A 15,968-nucleotide genomic window follows, 5' to 3' on the forward strand; every position below is an offset into this window, starting at 1 on the left:
TCGTGATTCGGGTCGGCATTCGAGTCGGGACGTGAATCGGAGTCCAATTCGGAGTCCAATTCGATGTCGAACTCGGTGTTGAATTCAGTGTTGAATTCGGGGTCCGATCGGAGGTTCAATCCGAATCCCGTGGATCCAATTGCTTTCCTGCCCGGGTGCTTCCGCCGTGCTATTCTGGAAGCAGTTGCAGTTGTGGTTCCCGAAGCTCCAAGTGCGCTCCCCGGCTCAATGCGCCGGGGGCTGCGCTTCTGTGTTTTCCGGTGCTTTTTCCGGATGGGGTAATCATCGCGGCGACGTGGGATCCGCACCGTGCGGCTCCCCGGGAACTGCCCCCCCATGAAGGAGACAGAACATGGCTACTGGCACCGTCAAGTGGTTCAACGCGGAAAAGGGCTTCGGTTTCATCGAGCAGGACGGCGGCGGCCCCGATGTCTTCGCCCACTACTCGAACATCGCGGCCACCGGCTTCCGTGAGCTCCAGGAGGGCCAGCGGGTGAACTTCGATGTCACGCAGGGCCAGAAGGGCCCGCAGGCGGAGAACATCACCCCGGCCTGATCCGGCCGCTCCGGCGCCGACGCGCGGAGACGACTTGCCCGATCGGGGCCCGCACCTCCGGGTGCGGGCCCCGGTCCGCTGCCGTCCGCGCGGTCCGGTGCCCGCCCGAGCCGCTCCGGCGCGGCTCATTTTTCGCAGCCGGGCTTCGTCCAGGCTTGTCCACGGCCCGTTCTTGCGATTCCTGTGCCGCCCGCCGCCGCAGTGAATTCCTCGATACGCGCCCCGTCGAGGAAGGGTCCCGCATGGACCGCGATCGCACAGCACGTTCGAACGACCGTTATTCCCGCCCCCGCTCCGGCGGCCGCAGGCCCGCCCCGGTACAGGGCGAGTTCGCAGCGCCGAAGACCATCACTCCGGCGCTGCCCGCCATTTCCGCCTTCGCGGAACTGGACCTGCCCGAGCCGCTGCTCTCGGCGCTCACCGCCGAGGGCGTCACCACGCCGTTCCCGATCCAGGCGGCCACCCTGCCGAACTCCCTCGCGGGGCGCGACGTGCTGGGGCGCGGCCGGACCGGCTCCGGCAAGACCCTCGCCTTCGGCCTGGCCCTGCTGGCCCGGATCGCGGGCAACCGGGCCGACGCCCGCCGCCCGCTGGCCCTGGTCCTCGTCCCCACCCGGGAACTGGCCCAGCAGGTCACCGACGCGCTCGCCCCGTACGCCCGCGCGCTCCGGCTGCGGATGGCCACCGTCGTCGGCGGCATGTCGATCGGCCGGCAGTCCTCCGCGCTGCGCTCCGGCGCCGAGGTCGTCGTCGCCACGCCGGGCCGGCTCAAGGACCTCGTCGAGCGCCGCGACTGCCGGCTGGACCGGGTCTCCGTGACCGTCCTCGACGAGGCCGACCAGATGTGCGACATGGGGTTCATGCCGCAGGTCACCGAGCTGCTCGACCAGGTGCTGCCGCAGGGCCAGCGGATGCTGTTCTCGGCGACCCTGGACCGCAACGTCGACCTGCTGGTACGGAATTACCTGCACGACCCGGTGGTCCACTCGGTCGACCCGGCGGCCGGTGCGGTGACCACGATGGAGCACCACGTGCTCTATGTGCAGGGCGCGGACAAGTACGCCACCACGACCGAGATCGCGGCCCGCGAGGGCCGGGTGCTCATGTTCCTGGACACCAAGCACGCCGTGGACAAGCTCACCGGCCATCTGCTCGGCAGCGGGGTGCGGGCCGCCGCGCTGCACGGCGGCAAGTCCCAGCCGCAGCGCACCCGAACCCTGGACCGGTTCAAGAACGGGCAGGTCACGGTGCTGGTCGCGACGAACGTCGCGGCGCGCGGCATCCACATCGACAACCTGGACCTGGTCGTCAACGTCGATCCGCCGAGCGACCACAAGGACTACCTGCACCGGGGCGGCCGTACCGCCCGCGCCGGTGAGTCCGGCAGCGTCGTCACGCTGGTGCTGCCGGGGCAGCGCCGGGAGATGACCCGGCTGATGGCCGACGCCGGGATCACCCCGAAGATCGCCCAGGTCCGCTCCGGCGAGGCCGAACTGAGCCGGATCACCGGTGCGCGGAAGCCCTCCGGCGTGCCCGTCGACGGCAGCGCGCCGACGACGGAACGCCCGCGGAGCGTGCCTTTCCGGGGCCGGGGCACCGCCCCCACGAAGGCGGGCCGCTCGTCCCGCCACTCCGACCTGCCCGACGCCGCGGCGCGCGCCGCCGCGAAGCAGCGCCGCACCAACCGGGCGGGGTGACGCCGGGGGCCGCGACCCCCGGGCCGGCCGGCGCCCACGCGCAGGCCGGCCGGCCGCCCGGCAGTCCGCCCGGCAGTCCGTCCGTCCGTCTCAGGCGATCATGAAGTCCTTCACCCGCAGGGCGCGTTCGACGATCCTGATGTCGCCGAGCCAGCCGTGCATCAGCTGGTCGAGTCTGCCGCCGTACTCGTAGGCGCCGAGCAGCCAGGGCAGGCCCAGGGTGGCGAGACCGGTGGTGCGGGTGGCGGGGTTGCGGGCGACCACGCAGCCGTCGATGTACATCGTCGTGTGCTTCCCGTCGTTGACGACCGCCACGTGCCACCACCGCTCACGCAGCAGTTCGTGGCTCCAGTTGGTGACGGCCCCCGGCTGGTTCAGGGGCGCCGCCGCCCACTGGAGCCCCGGGCCGTCCGACACGGAGAGCGTGGCGACGGGCTCCTCCGGGTCGCCGGAGGTCTTTCCGGCCGCCCCGAGGGTGCCGCGGCGGCCGAGTACGGCGCCCCAGGCGTTGCGTCCGGCGTCCCAGTCGGCGGGGAGGCGGAGGAAGGCTTCGACGGTGTAACCGGACCTGAAGGTCTTGGTGTTGAGCGGTGCGTTGTTCTCCGTACGCAGATACGCGCCCCGCAGCGGCGGCTTCGAGCCGTCGAAGTAGAGGCTGCCGTGGCCGGGCTGGTCGGGGTGGTGGGCGGTGGACCAGCGCAGCGCGTCGGACGCACTGCCGGGGACGGCCTCGCGCACCAGGTCGTTGCGGTGCCCGGACAGGTCGGGGACGCGCAGACCGGCTTCGGCGGCGGAGCCGTCCGGGTGCGAGGGGGAGTCGAAGCGCCAGTAGGCGACGGTGCCCGGTATCAGCAGCTGCTTCGCCGGGCGGGGGCCCCGTACGGGCACGGGCGCGAAGCCCGCGAAGCGCTTCTCGAAGTCGATGGGGACGGCGAAACAGTCCTGCGGGCCGGTCAGTTCGATCTCGCCGCGCTCCAGGTCGTTGAGCCGCTCGCCTGCCCGGCCGAGGACCCACGGGGAGATCGTCTCCACGTCGATGGTGTTCCTGGCCAGGTCGAAGCGGTAGAGGCGGATCATGGCGCTGCCGCCGTAGTAGCGGTTCTGGTAGTTGGTGATGTGCAGATGGACGTCGTTGCCCGCGGTGTTCTTGCGGGTGGTGCGTCCGGCGGGCCAGTAGTGGCCGTTGAGGGTGAGGAAGATCTGGTCGTTCCCGGCGATCAGCTCGTCCCACAGATGCTGTCCGTGGCCGGAGAGCTGGGCCTCGTCGCCGTCGGCGTTCGCGTACACCAGCTCGTGAGTGGTGAGGATGACGGGTGTCCGGGGGTGCCGGGCGATGACCTCCTTCGCCCAGGCGAGCCCGGCCGCCGACGGCCGCCAGTCGAGCGCCAGCACCAGCCACTCGCGCCCGGCGGCGCGGAACAGGTGGTACGTGTTGTAGCCGTCCGGGGTCGCCCCGCCGAATGTCGGCAGCCGCCGCATGCGCTTCGGGCCGAAGGTGTCCAGGTACGGGGTGCGGCCGCGCTGGTCGTCGGTGGAGGACTTGATGTCGTGGTTGCCCGCGACGACGCTGTAGCCGACCCGCCGCCGGTCGAGCAGCTCGAACGCCTCGCCGATCGCGGCGAATTCGCCTGCCTGGCCGCTCTCGGTGAGGTCGCCCAGATGGGACAGGAACACGATGTTCTCGTCGCGCCCGTGGTCGAGTACGTAACGCAACGACGCCTCGACCGGCGCCTTGTCGATGCTCGCCCCGTCGAAGAGGTACTGGGTGTCCGGCATGACGACGAGCGTGAACCGGGGGTTCTCGGGATCGGGCCGCCAACCGGCCGCGACGGCACCGGTGTGCTGCTGGGCCTGGGCCGCGGCGGGCGTGGCGGACGCGAGCCCGGTGGCTGCGGTGACGGCACCGGTGAGCGCGGTCGCGCGCAGGAACGTACGACGGCTCGCGCCGGGCACAAGCGGTCCGTCGGGCTGGTGGAGGGGGCTGCACATGGATGTCTCCGCGGGGGACGAGCGTAGGGACGAACGTTGGGGTGATCGTCTGCAAGCTAGCCGCGGGGTGGGGGAGGAACCGGTCCGTATGGGCCACAGCTGGGCGAAGGCTCCATGAATTCGCACAGCGCGGGACGCGCGGCACGGCGGTGGCGGGGCAGTACGGGCGGGGCGTCCGGGGGCGGGACGGCGGGACCGGGCGACGGGCTCCGGCCCCGCCCCGGGTCTGCTGTCGGCCCCGCTACCAGCCGCGCCGTGCTGCGCCGCACCGGCTGTGCTGCGCCGCACCGGCCGCGCCGTGCACCAGCCGCGCCTGCTGCTGGCCCCGCCCGCGCCGCGCTACCGGCCGCCCGTGCCGCGCCGGCCGTGCCGCGCCGCCCGCACCGGCCGTACCGGCCGCACCGCGCCTGCTGCTGGCCCCGCCCCGCCCCGCTACCGGCCGCCCGCGACCCGCAGGACCGTCCCGGTCACGTAGGACGCCTCGCCCGACAGCAGCCAGGCGATGGCGGCCGCGATCTCCGGGGCGGATCCGATACGGCCGAGCGGGATCCCGGGGACGGCCGCGTCCGCGCGGCCGGGGTCGCCCGCCGTGGCGTGCATGTCGGTGTCGACCATGCCGGGGGCGACCGCGTTGACCCGGATGCCGTCGGGCCCCAGCTCCTTGGAGAGCCCGATCGTCAGCGCGTCGGTCGCCGCCTTCGTGGCGGCGTAGTGGACGAAGTCCCCGGGGCTGCCGAGAGTGGCGGCGGCCGAGGACACATTGACGATCGCGCCCGCCCCGCCGGCCGCCATGTCCTTCGCGGCCCGGCGGCAGCAGAGCAGGTAGCCGAGGAGGTTCACGTCCACGACGCGGCGCAGCGTCTCGGCGGAGGTGTCGGCGAGCCGCCCGAGCGGGCCGGTCACGCCCGCGTTGTTGACCAGCCCGGTCACCGGGCCGAGCTGCTCGGCCGCGGTGTCGAAGAGCCGCTCCACATCGGCCTCCTCGGCGGTGTCCACCCGCACCGTGACGCAGCGCGCCCCGGCGGCCCGTACCGCCGCGGCGGTCCGCTCGGCGGCCTCGGCGTTGCTCACGAAGCCCAGGGCGAGATCGTGCCCGTCCGCCGCCAGACGGATACAGGTCGCGGCGCCGATTCCCCGGCTGCCGCCGGTGACGACGGTGACGCGGCGCGGCGACGGTGACGGTGACGGTGACGGTGACGGAGTGATGCTGCTGTCCGACGGCACTGGAGAACCCCTCGTTTCGCTCGTGGATCATGCGGTTCACGCAGCGAATCACCGTGGGCGCCGGTGGATCAAGGCCGCCGGTGGGGGTGGCGGCACCGGGGCCCGGCGCGGGTGCCTGCTGTTGGAGTGGCGCCGTGTGACGGCACCGGCGTGGTGTCCGGCGCGGGGCGTCGGCGGTTGCCTAGCGTCGACGTTTGACGGGCCGTTGTCGGCGCGGAACGGGTTGAATCGCCCGACGCTCGGTGACGGCTCCTCCTCAACGGCGTTCCCCTGCCACCGCCTCGCATTGCGGTGGCAGGGGACGCCGACCGCTCTCGCCTCTCACCACGGTCTTCCGGCTCTCAGGCCCACAGCGCCCGCGCCAGCGCGACCCCGGCGAACGCCGCGCCCAGCCCCGCCGCCACGCTCCCCACGACATTGGCCACCGCGTAGGACTTCGCGCCGTCCTCGGCCAGCCGCAGCGTCTCGTAGCTGAACGTCGAGTACGTGGTGAGCGCCCCGCACAGCCCCGTGCCGATCAGCAGTTGCAGGTGCGAGGAGGCGGCGCCGGCCGCCACCGCGCCGGTCAGCAGGCCCAGGACCAGCGAGCCCGACACATTGACCGTGAACGTCCCCCACGGAAAGACGCTGTCGTGGCGGGACTGCACCGCCCGGTCGGTCAGATAGCGCAGCGGCGCCCCGACCGCCGCGCCGACGATCACCAGCAGCCAGTTCACCGGCCCCGCTCCCGTTCGTCGCCGAAGCGCACGATCTCGCACTCGTCCAGGAAGGCCACCCCGCCGCCCGCGACCAGTTCCCCGATCAGCGGCAGGAACGCCCGGATCCGCTCCTCCGTGTCCACGATCACGACCGCCACCGGCAGGTCCTCGCTCAGCGAGAGCAGCCGCTGGGTGTGGATCATCGACGAGGTACCGAAGCCCTCGATGCCCCGGAACACACTGGCACCGGACAGTCCGGCCAGATGCGCCCGGTGCACGATCTCCGTGAAGACCGGCCGGTGGTGCCAGCCGTCGGACTCGCCGACGAGAACCGTCAGCCGCAGGCCCCGTTCCGTGTCCGGCGTCGTCATGCCTGCCTCCAGGCCAGCACGCGGCGGGTCGCCCACACCGCACTCCACACCGCCGCGAGAGCCGCGAACAGCGTCAGCCCCAGATACCCCAGACCGGCACGGACCCGGCCGCCGTCCAGCAGCCGCTGGATGTCCACCGCGTACGTCGAGAACGTGGTGAAGCCACCGAGCACCCCCGTACCGAAGAACGGCCGCACCAGCCGGTGTGCCGTCCACGCCTCGCTGATCACCACCATGAACACGCCGATCACCGCACACCCGACGGCGTTCACGACCAGCGTCGTCCACGGGAAGCCGCCCGGGGCGGTGGGCCAGAGCAGCGCGGCCCCGTAGCGGGCGGTGGCTCCGATCGCACCGCCGAGCGCGACCACCGCGACGACGGAACCTTGGGGGTTCGGGCTTCGCATGAGCGCTTTTCTCCTGCCTGCCGCACCCCCAGGCTATCGCCCGGGGGAGTGACCGGCGCGGGGTCTACCAGGTCTTGCCCGGGGGCTGCTTGGTGGTGACGTTGATGCGGTTGAACAGGTTTGTCAGACCGATCGAGAGGACCAGGGCGGAGAGCTGCTTCTCGTCGAAGTGGCGGGCGGCCTCGTCCCAGACGGCGTCCGGAACCGGGTCGTAGCGGTCGCTGAGCCGGGTCGAGTGCTCCGCCAGCGCCAGCGCGGCCCGCTCGGCGTCGGTGAAGTACGGCGCGTCGTGCCAGGCCGACACGGCGAAGAGCCGCTCGTCGCTCTCACCGGCCTTCCGCGCGTTGCGTACGTGCCCGTCGACACAGAAGGTGCAGCCGTTGATCTGGCTCACCCGCAGACCGACCAGTTCGAGCGTGATCTCCGGCAGCCCGCCTGTGTTGATGGCCTTGATCAGGCCGAAAATGGGAGGCAGCGCCTCGGGCAGGAGGTCGGCCGGGTTCTGAATACGTGCTGCCTGCATGATGTCTCTCCTTCGGTGTCCGTCTCACGGTCGCGGCCGCGTTCCCGCCGCGCCCTCACTGCACTGACGGACGGCGGAGCGGAAGTGTGACGAGCGCGGCGGCCGAGATCCTCACCGTGTCCGCCGGAGCGAGCTGCGCAGCCCGTTCTCCTCGGCGACCCTGGCCCGGAGCCGCCGTCGCGAGGAGTGCGGGGTCAGTAGCACCCCGACGAACGCACCCGCATCCGCATCCGCGAGGCCATAGACCGGCTGCTGAAAAGTCAGGCCACCGGCTCCACGGCAGCCTGACCGTCGCCGCCCTCTCCGCCGTCGCCGGCGTCCACCGCATGGCCCTCTACACGCGGCACGTCGATGTGAAGGAGTTCGGCGAACGCGTCCGCGCCGAGACGGGCCGAACAACGCGGAGCCGGGCTCCCGGCCTACCCCGGGGCACCCGGCTCTACTTCCGGTAGTCCACGGCGACTGGCGATGTATGTTCCGGTTTCGCATGCTGCGGCTGTTGCGACGACGACGGCAGGGCCTGGGGCGAGGCAGTGGTCCGTAGTTCGAGTGCGAGGGCCTGGAGGCGGGCTGCCACGGCGCTCGGGCCGAGCATCGCCAGTGCCCACAGGGCACCGAGGCGGCGGCCGGAGGACCAGACGCCGGTGGCGGGCGGCCGGAACGGGGCCACAGCGATGTTCCGGGCGGCGAACGGGGCGGGGTCGAGATAGGACATGCCGCCGGTCCCGGACAGATATGCGCGGGCGCCGGTCGCCGCGGCCAGGTTGGCGAGCCGGAGGGACCGGCCGGGCCGGGCAGGCAGGCGGCTGCTGGTGAGGATCTGTCCCTTCCAGCCGAGCAGGTCCAGCAGGACGCGGGTGGACATCTCGGCGACCGTCGCGGTCTTGCCAGTGGTGAAGGCGTCCAGCACCGGGTCAAGGGCCTGGGCGAGGGCAGGCCAGTGGGGGCTGGCTCCATAGTGCTGTCGCAGCATCCCGGCGGTCCTGCGGCGGGCAAGGTCGGGGTCGTCGATCAGGGCGTCCCGGATGAGGGTGGGCCGCCCGCTGGGCAGGTGGGTGGGGATGGTGAGCCACCGCTGGCGGACTGGGTCGCCAAGGACGGCGAGGCGGGCTCGGTGCTGGTAGTCGCGGCGGGTGAACTGCACGTCGTCCAGGACGATCCAGCAGTCCGCCGCGAACAGCTTGGCCAGCGTCGTCAGCCGTGGCAGGAAGTTCGGCTGGTGGATGGAGCACAGCCCGCCCGGTTCGGGCAGGTCAGGAGTCGATGAGGCGGCTGGTGAAGCCGTCGCGGATGAGGGATTCGTACGCGGCATGCACGTCCTTCGGGACTTCTTGCTCGATGGCGAATCCGAGCTTCGGATACTCGATGACCCGCTGGAGATCGCCGACGAGCATGTCCAGGACGAGCTTCTCGTCGCCGATGGACTTGAGATAGTCGTCGAACCCCAGCGGCTCCGACGCACAGAGGATCTCGAGGTCGGGCCACACCTTGCGGGCGGTCGCGAACGATCGCCTTTCCATATAGGGCTTGGAGACCAGCAGCACCGACCTCGGGTGGATGCCGGCGGCGGCCAGGACCTCGCGGGAGAGGGTGATGTTCTGCCCGGTGTTCGCCGCGTTGGGCTCCAGCAGGATTGCATCGGCGGGGACGCCCAGCTCGATGGCGTGCTCGCGGAAGTGGATGGCCTCACCGCGCGGGAAACGGGCCTTGGTGGTGGGGCTGTTGCCGCCAGTGAATACCAGGGCCGGGAAGAGTCCGGCGCGATACAGCTCGGCGGAGTGGGCGGCGACGCCGAGGTCGTGGCTGCCCAGCCCGATCGCCACATCCACGGGCCTCAGCTCGTGCCGCATCTGGTGGTAGTCCCAGATCAGTTTGGCCCCTCGCCACTGGTCTTCGGTGACGTCCTGCTGGTCGTTGCGCACGCGTGTTCTCCCTGGTCACCGTTGCCGGGGCCTTCTCGGCCCCTCGCTGCTGGCCTTGACGCTCTCGATACTGCGCAGTTGGTGCACGAGTCCGTACTGCGCGGCCGTCTTGGCGGCCTGATCGAGGACGAGGAGCCCATCATCCCGGGTCGCCGCGTCGGAGAGCAGGATGTGGCCATGAGCGGTGTCCAGTCGCACGCGTTGCATCGGTGATTCGGTGGTCCCGCTGCCGCGGGCGATGTCGATGAAGTGCAGGGCCTGGGTGAGGTCGCCGGCTCCGCGGCGGGCGAGGGCGATTTTCTGGTGGGCCACCGACCAGTCGTCGGGTTCTTCCAGATCTTCGAAGTCGCGGGTCGCGGCCTGCATGACGCGGGTCGCATAGTCGTGCTGGCCGCCCTTGCTGAGCGCGGTTCCCACCCACAGCCGGGCTCTTGCGCGGTCTCGGCAGGAGAGCCGGTCGTCGACGGCGAGGGTTTCGTAGTGACGGGCAGCGATCTCCAGCTTGTCGGACATCTCTGTGACGACCGCGAGGAACAGGTCGAGCTGGGCGACGCGGCGGGGGATGCCGAGCTGGGTGAACACCGCGCGGGCTCCGGCATACGAGTACTGGGCTGAGAGCGGGCCCAGCACGGCGCCCTGGTCGCGCTTGAGGTCGCCGAGCAGGGCGGTCGAGCGGGCGAACAGATACAGGCCCTTCTCGTCCAGCTCGGGGGCCTTGAACCGGCTCAGCCACCGCGTCAGGAGGCTGCTGGCGAAGGTGAAGTTCTGCCGGGACAGAGCGACCACGACCCGGTCCAGATCATCTGTCCAGGACTCGTACTCCCAGGCCCTGGGGCCGGCGGCGGTGACGCGTCGCCGGGCAGGGGGCACGGCGCTGGTCGTCTCGGACAGGAGCGTCTCGAACCGCAGGTGGACCGAGGCGTCCGCGCGGCCGAGGGCGGTGTCGAGGATGGCCTGAGTGTCGGGTCTGGGCTCGGTGTCGGCGAGCTTGCTCTCCCACTTGGAGACGGTCGCGACCGCCACACCGAGGTGCTCGGCGAAGGCCCGCACGCTCAGCCGCAGAGCGAGCCGCAGGGCCTTGGCTTCCAGGCCGGTCCAGTGGTGCACGGTCGCCACACGTCACTCCCTTCCACCGGTCATCGAAGCAGATGCGTGCAGTCGGTGGGACGGAAGTGGAACGGAAGTAGAACGGCCGGTGATTGGCCCGGAGTCCGGCGGCGGCCACGCTCGAAGTGTCACCACTTGTCGAGTCTTTTGGGCGGTCCTGAGCATGGAACCCCTCACGGAGCATCGCCCGGTCAGCGGCCCGGTCGTTTACGGTTTCCTGCGGCTGGTGCGGGTCTCCCCCGCGCGGCAGGAGGCGCTTGTCGCCTCGCTCACCGAGTACTGCCGCAGCCACGAGTTGCAGCTGTCCGGCCTCTTCACCGACCGCGAGGTGAGTGGCGCGGCGTCCTCCGCGGCGTTCACCGGGCTGCTGGACGTGCTGGCCCTGCCGGTTGTCCATGGCGTGATCGCCCCGGCCATGTCCCACCTGGGGCCGAAGGCCATAGCAGTCGAACGCGAACGCCGGATCGAAGCGGCCGGCTCGCGGCTGCTGCTGATTCGCAAGCTCCGCATTCCGCACCACTCCGTCTCCCGCAGTGGCCCCGTCCGCCGCCGCAGTCCCGGAACCGACCACGTCCTGGACGCCGAGTCATGAGGGCCACCATGGCCGAGACCATCCAGCAGTTCTTCGACGCCCGGCCCGAGTCCATCGGCCAGGCACGGGCGTTCACCGCCGAGGTCCTGACCGGCTGGGGCCTGCAGGGACGGGCCGAGGACATCCGGCTCTGCGTCTCCGAGCTGGCAACCAACGCCCTGGTCCACGTCACTGCCCCCGGGCACGGCTTCCTGGTCAGACTCGACCTCGACGAGGAAGCCGTACGCCTGGAAGTGCACGACAGCCGCCGCCAGCACCCGAAGGCCCGCCAGGCCGCCGACACGGACACCTCCGGACGCGGACTGACGCTGGTGAGCATGCTCGCCGACGGCTGGGGAGTCGAGAACCGTACTCCGTCCGGGAAGATCGTCCGGTCCTGCTTCAAGGCCGCGGGAGGGACGACAACATGAGCGTCATCCTCACCCCGCCCGGCCCGGAGTTGCGGCTGCTGGTGTCGCTCGCGTCCTGGACCTGGCCGGGCACCGGACCGGACGGCCGCGAGGTCGCCCACATCCTGATCACCCACACCCCGCACCTGACCGGCCTCGTCACCACCGAGGCGGTCGAGGCCCGGATGCGGCGACTGTCCGACAGTCTCGGCGGCCTGGCAGGCCCCCGGGAGACCGTCCCGGAACTCGACCGCTGCCTGCAGACCGTCGGTGGCCAGGTGCTGGTGCACTTTCGCGGCGCGTCCCGCAGTCTGCGGCTGCCGACCCGCCGGTCCTGGACCGAGCTGGTCGCCCGCAACGGAGAGGCGATTCTCCTGCTCGGTCTGGAGCAGCTGCCGCGGTCCGCCGGAGCCGACCAGCTCGACGCCTACCTGGACGCCGCGCTCGCAGCCGATCGGCTGCTGTTCGGACGTGCTCGCACCCGCTGAACCCCGGATCTTCCCGCACGGCCCCCCTGGACGGAACGGATGAGAGGAAACACCGCTATGGAAACCTTCGAACGCGCCCGGCTGGACGCCTACTTCACCCGGATCGCCAACCAGTTCAACCCGGCTGAGCAGCCCGCATCGTTCCTGATCACCCATCTGCTGGCCGAGCGTCCCGCGTTCGTCCGCGCCATCGCCGCGATGACCCGGCTCACCGCAGTGCTGCCCAAGCCGAAGTCCATCCACCCGGCCGCGAAGCGCGAGGTCGAGCAGACCGTCCCCGTCGACACCCTCACCCGCGAGATGTTCACCGACGACGCCACCGCGCTGGACTACTTCGAATCCCGGGCCGCGGGCGGGACGATCTCTCTGCTGGACGTCGGCGGCTACTTCGCCCCCTCACTCGAAGAGGTCCACAGCCGCTTCACCGGCCGCATCACCGGCGTCATCGAGGACACCGAGAACGGGCACCGCCGCTACGAGGACCTCGGCAAACTCCCCTGCCCCGTCATCTCCGTCGCCCGGTCCCCGCTCAAGGACCCCGAAGACTTCCTCGTCGGCCAGTCCGTGGTCTTCTCCACCGAAGCCGTCATGCGCGACCGCGGTGACATCCTCCACGGCCGCCCCGCCCTGGTGATCGGCTTCGGCAAGCTCGGCTCCTCCATCGCCCGTCTGTTGCACGCCAAGGGCGTCCAAGTCACCGTCTTCGACATCGACCCCGTTCGCCGCACCCAGGCTCTCTCCCAGGGCTTCACTGTCGCCCGCGACCGCGAAGCCGCCCTGACCGGCGCCGGCCTGGTGCTCTGCGCGACCGGCGCCGTCTCCCTGCGCGGCGAGGACTTCTCCCACCTGCGTAACGGTGCCTACGTCGCCACCGTCACCTCCAGCGAAGACGAACTCGACCTAGCCGGACTCCCCGACGTCTACACCCGCGCCAGCGTCGGCGACCACGTCACCCGCTACCAGACCACTGGCCACTACTTCTATCTGGCGAACGGCGGCAACGCCGTCAACTTCATCCACGGCGCCAGCGTCGGGCCATTCATCTTCCTGGTCCAGGCCGAGATCCTCGCCGCGATCAGGATGCTCACCCGCGGCGACCTCGCCCCCGGCATCCATGAGGTCCCCGCACCCGACCGCGAAGCCATCGCAGCGACCTGGCTCTCCTACTTCAACAGGTGATCACCATGACCATCACAGCCGACCACATCCGCACCACCATCGCCGCCTACCTCGATGAGCACCCCGAGACCAAGCGCGAACTCGGTGTCGTCCTCAGCCTGCTCGACGGCGGCGACGACCTCACCAGCCGCAAATCCCTGCCCGGCCACGTTACCGCCGGGGCGATCCTCGTCGGCCCCGACGGCCGCATCCTGCACATTCTTCACAACGCGACCCAGAAGTGGCTGCTGCCAGGGGGACATCTGGAAGCCTCGGACGCGACGCTCCTGCAAGCCGCCTGCCGCGAACTAGCCGAGGAGACCGGCATCCCGCCCCACGTCGTCACCCCGCACGGAGAAACTCCACTTCACGTCGACATCCACCCCATCGACGCCAACCCCGCCAAGGACGAGCCCGCCCACCAGCACTTCGACTTCCGCTTCCTCTTCCGCACCACCGCCGACATCGGCGGCCTGCAGACCGAAGAGGTCTCCGACGCCGCCTGGCGCGGCCTCGACACCCTCCGCGACCTCCGCCTCCGGGACCGAATCGCCCAGGCACTTCGCTGACACCCCAACCGGCCGCCCCCGCGATCCGCCGTTCCACGGCGCGGGGCGGTCGCATGCTTTCCTTGACCGAGTGGTCAGGGCGTTAATGGAAAGATCCTCCAGCGGCCCCTCACGCCGGCCCCGAGCAGTCCGCCGTGTTCCGGTGGTGCCGGAGCAGTGCCCGGCAGTCCGTCGCCCTGCTGTAGTCGCGCTGATCGTTGGCGAGGGCTTCGGCCAGGCGGACGCTCTGTTCGACATGGGAGACCGTCACCCGCTCAGCTTGCCGCTCTATGTCCTGACCATGCAGAACCGGTCCCTGGTTTCCTACGCGGAGTCCGCGCAGCGGGGTCGGCTCGAACGGGAAAGCACTTCCGTGGTGCCCCTGTTGACCACCTACCATCAGTTGCAGGCTGAAGCACTTTCCCAGGCGGCATCCGTGGCCGTGATCGAGCAGCTGCGAAAGGGCACCCCGTGACGACCGAATCCCTCCGTTGGTTCATGTCCTCGTACAGCAACAACGGCGGCCAGTGCATCGAGGTCGCCGCGAACCTCGTCGCCCCGCGCGGCGTCGTCCCCGTTCGCGACTCCAAGAACCCCGGCGGCCCGGTGCTGACCGTTCCCGTAGCCTCGTTCGCCTCCTTCATCGAGGGCGTGAAGGCCGGAGAGTTCGCCGGGGGCTAACCCCACCGCATACCGTCATGCCTCCCGGATGGGTTGATGGCTCGCTCTCAACAAGCCTTGTGGCATGAGGACTTACGGGAAAACCGCCGCGTTCGTCGCCCTGTCCGTCACCACCGTTCTCACCGGGGCCGCCAGCCCGCGGGCCGTCGCGTCGGCCGGCCCCGCGCCCGCCCTCGACTGGCGGCCCTGCGCCACGGACGGCGGGCCCGCCGGGCAGGAGTGCGGCGAGTTGTCCGTACCGGTGGACTACCGGGATCCGGGCGGTCCGCAGCTCTCGCTCGCGGTGACCCGGGTCCGCAGCGACCGGCCCGGCGCGCGGCGCGGGACGCTGGTGGTGATCGCCGGGGGTCCGGGTACCTCCGGGGTGCAGCGGGTGAAGGAGAAGGGGGAGCGGCTGCGGCAGGAGACGGAGGGGCGGTACGACATCGTGAGCCTCGACCCGCGTGGGGTCGGCGGCAGTACGAAGGCGGGCTGCGGGCTCGACCCGGAGGACCGGGAGCTGGTGAACATGCGGTCCTGGCCCGCCGCCGACGGCTCGATCACCGAGAACGTGGCACGCTCCCGGCGCATCGCCGAGGCCTGCGCGCGCAACGGCGGAGCGGTGCTGCGGAGCCTCACCACGGCCAACGAGGTGCGGGACATCGACCGCTTCCGGCAGGCGCTCGGAGAAGAGAAGCTGTCGGCCTGGGGGATCTCGTACGGGACCTACGTCGGCGCCGTGTACGCGCAGAAGTACCCGCAGCACACGGACCGTTGGGTTCTGGACAGCAGCGGCGACCCCGATCCGTCGCGCGTCGCGCAGGGCTGGATGGCGAACATGGCGGTGGGCGCGGAGGACCGGTTCCCCGACTTCGCGCGGTGGGCCGCCGACCCGGCCAGGGAGGAGGCGGGGCTGCGGCTCGCGAAGCGGGCCGAGGACGTGCGGCCGCTGGTGCTGGAGCTGGCGGCGCGGCTGGACCGGGAACCGAGGGAGTCCACCACGGCGGGCGTCCCGCTGACCGGCAACCGGCTGCGCCAGGCGCTCCAGATGGGCATGTACGACGACGATGCCTTCGCCGGGTTCGCGGAGCTCGTCCAGGCGGCCCGGAGCACCTCGGTGAAGCCCGTGCTGCCTGCCGCACTGGCCGGGCCGCTGCCGGACGCGGATGCGGCGGTCTCGATGGCCGTGGTCTGCAACGACGTGCGCTGGCAGGGCACCGTCCCCTCGTACCGGCGCGCCGTCGCCGCCGACCGGGCGAAGCACCCGCTGACCGCCGGGATTCCGGTGAACGTCACCCCGTGCGCCTTCTGGAAGGACGCCCCCGCCCAGGCGCCGACCAGGATCACGGACACGGGACCGTCCAACGTTCTGATGATCCAGGGCCTGCGCGACCCGTCGACGCCGTACTCCGGCGCGCTGAAGATGCGGGCGGCCTTCGGGGACCGGGCCCGTATGGTCGCCGTCGACCACGGCGGACACGGCATGTACCTGGGCAACGGGAACGCCTGCGGCGACCGCGCGGTCACCGAGTTCCTGACGACGGGGACGCGGCCGGAGCGCGACACGTACTGCGCGAACTGACCGGGACGCCGGGACACCGGGACACCGGGCCGCGACTGGGCAAGCGCCCCCGCTCAG

General features: G+C 71.2%; 18 protein-coding genes and 1 pseudogene. 10 read left to right on the forward strand and 9 right to left on the reverse strand.

Features of this window, described 5'->3' with window-relative positions:
• Positions 1–352: 352 nt before the first annotated feature.
• Entirely contained in the window at positions 353–556 is a 204-nt protein-coding gene (locus ABZ622_RS08375) for a cold-shock protein (protein WP_093547863.1), read from the forward strand.
• A 242-nt stretch (positions 557–798) separates the two neighbouring features.
• Positions 799–2,253, forward strand: a complete 1,455-nt coding sequence (locus ABZ622_RS08380; RefSeq protein WP_360541590.1) for a DEAD/DEAH box helicase — start codon at positions 799–801, stop codon at positions 2,251–2,253.
• A gap of 90 nt (positions 2,254–2,343) precedes the next feature.
• Here ABZ622_RS08380 and ABZ622_RS08385 read toward each other — a convergent pair whose 3' ends face one another.
• From ABZ622_RS08385 to ABZ622_RS08425, 9 genes are all read right to left on the reverse strand, one after another.
• Complete coding sequence (locus tag ABZ622_RS08385; protein ID WP_360541591.1) at positions 2,344–4,242, reverse strand: LamG-like jellyroll fold domain-containing protein; 1,899 nt, start codon at positions 4,240–4,242, stop codon at positions 2,344–2,346.
• A 432-nt stretch (positions 4,243–4,674) separates the two neighbouring features.
• Complete coding sequence (locus ABZ622_RS08390) at positions 4,675–5,448, reverse strand: SDR family oxidoreductase (RefSeq protein ID WP_360541655.1); 774 nt, start codon at positions 5,446–5,448, stop codon at positions 4,675–4,677.
• A gap of 359 nt (positions 5,449–5,807) precedes the next feature.
• Positions 5,808–6,182: a fluoride efflux transporter CrcB gene (crcB, locus tag ABZ622_RS08395; RefSeq protein ID WP_266914839.1), complete on the reverse strand. Its 375-nt coding sequence runs from the start codon at positions 6,180–6,182 to the stop codon at positions 5,808–5,810.
• A complete protein-coding gene (locus tag ABZ622_RS08400; protein ID WP_360541592.1) occupies positions 6,179–6,535 on the reverse strand; it encodes a DUF190 domain-containing protein in 357 nt (118 codons plus the stop codon). The genes crcB and ABZ622_RS08400 overlap by 4 nt, the downstream gene beginning before the upstream one ends.
• Positions 6,532–6,942 carry a CrcB family protein gene (locus ABZ622_RS08405; protein ID WP_360541593.1) on the reverse strand — a complete coding sequence of 137 codons (411 nt, stop codon included), beginning with the start codon at positions 6,940–6,942 and terminating at the stop codon, positions 6,532–6,534. The genes ABZ622_RS08400 and ABZ622_RS08405 overlap by 4 nt, the downstream gene beginning before the upstream one ends.
• A gap of 64 nt (positions 6,943–7,006) precedes the next feature.
• Positions 7,007–7,465 carry a carboxymuconolactone decarboxylase family protein gene (locus tag ABZ622_RS08410; RefSeq protein WP_266914845.1) on the reverse strand — a complete coding sequence of 153 codons (459 nt, stop codon included), beginning with the start codon at positions 7,463–7,465 and terminating at the stop codon, positions 7,007–7,009.
• 439 nt (positions 7,466–7,904) lie between these two features.
• Positions 7,905–8,672 (reverse strand): WbqC family protein, encoded by a 768-nt coding sequence (locus ABZ622_RS08415; RefSeq protein ID WP_360541656.1) that lies wholly within the window; start codon positions 8,670–8,672, stop codon positions 7,905–7,907.
• A 46-nt stretch (positions 8,673–8,718) separates the two neighbouring features.
• Positions 8,719–9,387 (reverse strand): YdcF family protein, encoded by a 669-nt coding sequence (locus ABZ622_RS08420; RefSeq protein ID WP_360541594.1) that lies wholly within the window; start codon positions 9,385–9,387, stop codon positions 8,719–8,721.
• 15 nt (positions 9,388–9,402) lie between these two features.
• Positions 9,403–10,503: a helix-turn-helix domain-containing protein gene (locus ABZ622_RS08425; RefSeq protein WP_360541595.1), complete on the reverse strand. Its 1,101-nt coding sequence runs from the start codon at positions 10,501–10,503 to the stop codon at positions 9,403–9,405.
• 154 nt (positions 10,504–10,657) lie between these two features.
• Here ABZ622_RS08425 and ABZ622_RS08430 point away from each other — a divergent pair, with 154 nt between their 5' ends.
• From ABZ622_RS08430 to ABZ622_RS08465, 8 genes and pseudogenes are all read left to right on the forward strand, one after another.
• Positions 10,658–11,086: a hypothetical protein gene (locus ABZ622_RS08430; protein WP_360541596.1), complete on the forward strand. Its 429-nt coding sequence runs from the start codon at positions 10,658–10,660 to the stop codon at positions 11,084–11,086.
• Positions 11,087–11,094: 8 nt separating this feature from the next.
• Complete coding sequence (locus ABZ622_RS08435) at positions 11,095–11,496, forward strand: ATP-binding protein (protein WP_360541597.1); 402 nt, start codon at positions 11,095–11,097, stop codon at positions 11,494–11,496.
• Positions 11,493–11,963, forward strand: a complete 471-nt coding sequence (locus tag ABZ622_RS08440) for a hypothetical protein (RefSeq protein WP_360541598.1) — start codon at positions 11,493–11,495, stop codon at positions 11,961–11,963. The genes ABZ622_RS08435 and ABZ622_RS08440 overlap by 4 nt, the downstream gene beginning before the upstream one ends.
• A gap of 57 nt (positions 11,964–12,020) precedes the next feature.
• Positions 12,021–13,142: an adenosylhomocysteinase gene (locus ABZ622_RS08445; protein ID WP_360541599.1), complete on the forward strand. Its 1,122-nt coding sequence runs from the start codon at positions 12,021–12,023 to the stop codon at positions 13,140–13,142.
• Positions 13,143–13,147: 5 nt separating this feature from the next.
• Positions 13,148–13,690: an NUDIX domain-containing protein gene (locus tag ABZ622_RS08450; RefSeq protein WP_360541600.1), complete on the forward strand. Its 543-nt coding sequence runs from the start codon at positions 13,148–13,150 to the stop codon at positions 13,688–13,690.
• 223 nt (positions 13,691–13,913) lie between these two features.
• Positions 13,914–14,144 (forward strand): annotated as a pseudogene (locus tag ABZ622_RS08455) (transcriptional regulator); the annotation flags it as partial.
• Positions 14,141–14,350, forward strand: a complete 210-nt coding sequence (locus tag ABZ622_RS08460) for a DUF397 domain-containing protein (RefSeq protein WP_360541601.1) — start codon at positions 14,141–14,143, stop codon at positions 14,348–14,350. The pseudogene ABZ622_RS08455 and the gene ABZ622_RS08460, both read left to right, overlap by 4 nt.
• Before the next feature lie 64 nt (positions 14,351–14,414).
• Positions 14,415–15,911, forward strand: a complete 1,497-nt coding sequence (locus tag ABZ622_RS08465; RefSeq protein ID WP_360541602.1) for an alpha/beta hydrolase — start codon at positions 14,415–14,417, stop codon at positions 15,909–15,911.
• Positions 15,912–15,968 lie beyond the last annotated feature (57 nt).

The organism is Streptomyces sp. NPDC007164 (assembly GCF_040634135.1).
GTDB lineage: Bacteria > Actinomycetota > Actinomycetes > Streptomycetales > Streptomycetaceae > Streptomyces > Streptomyces sanglieri.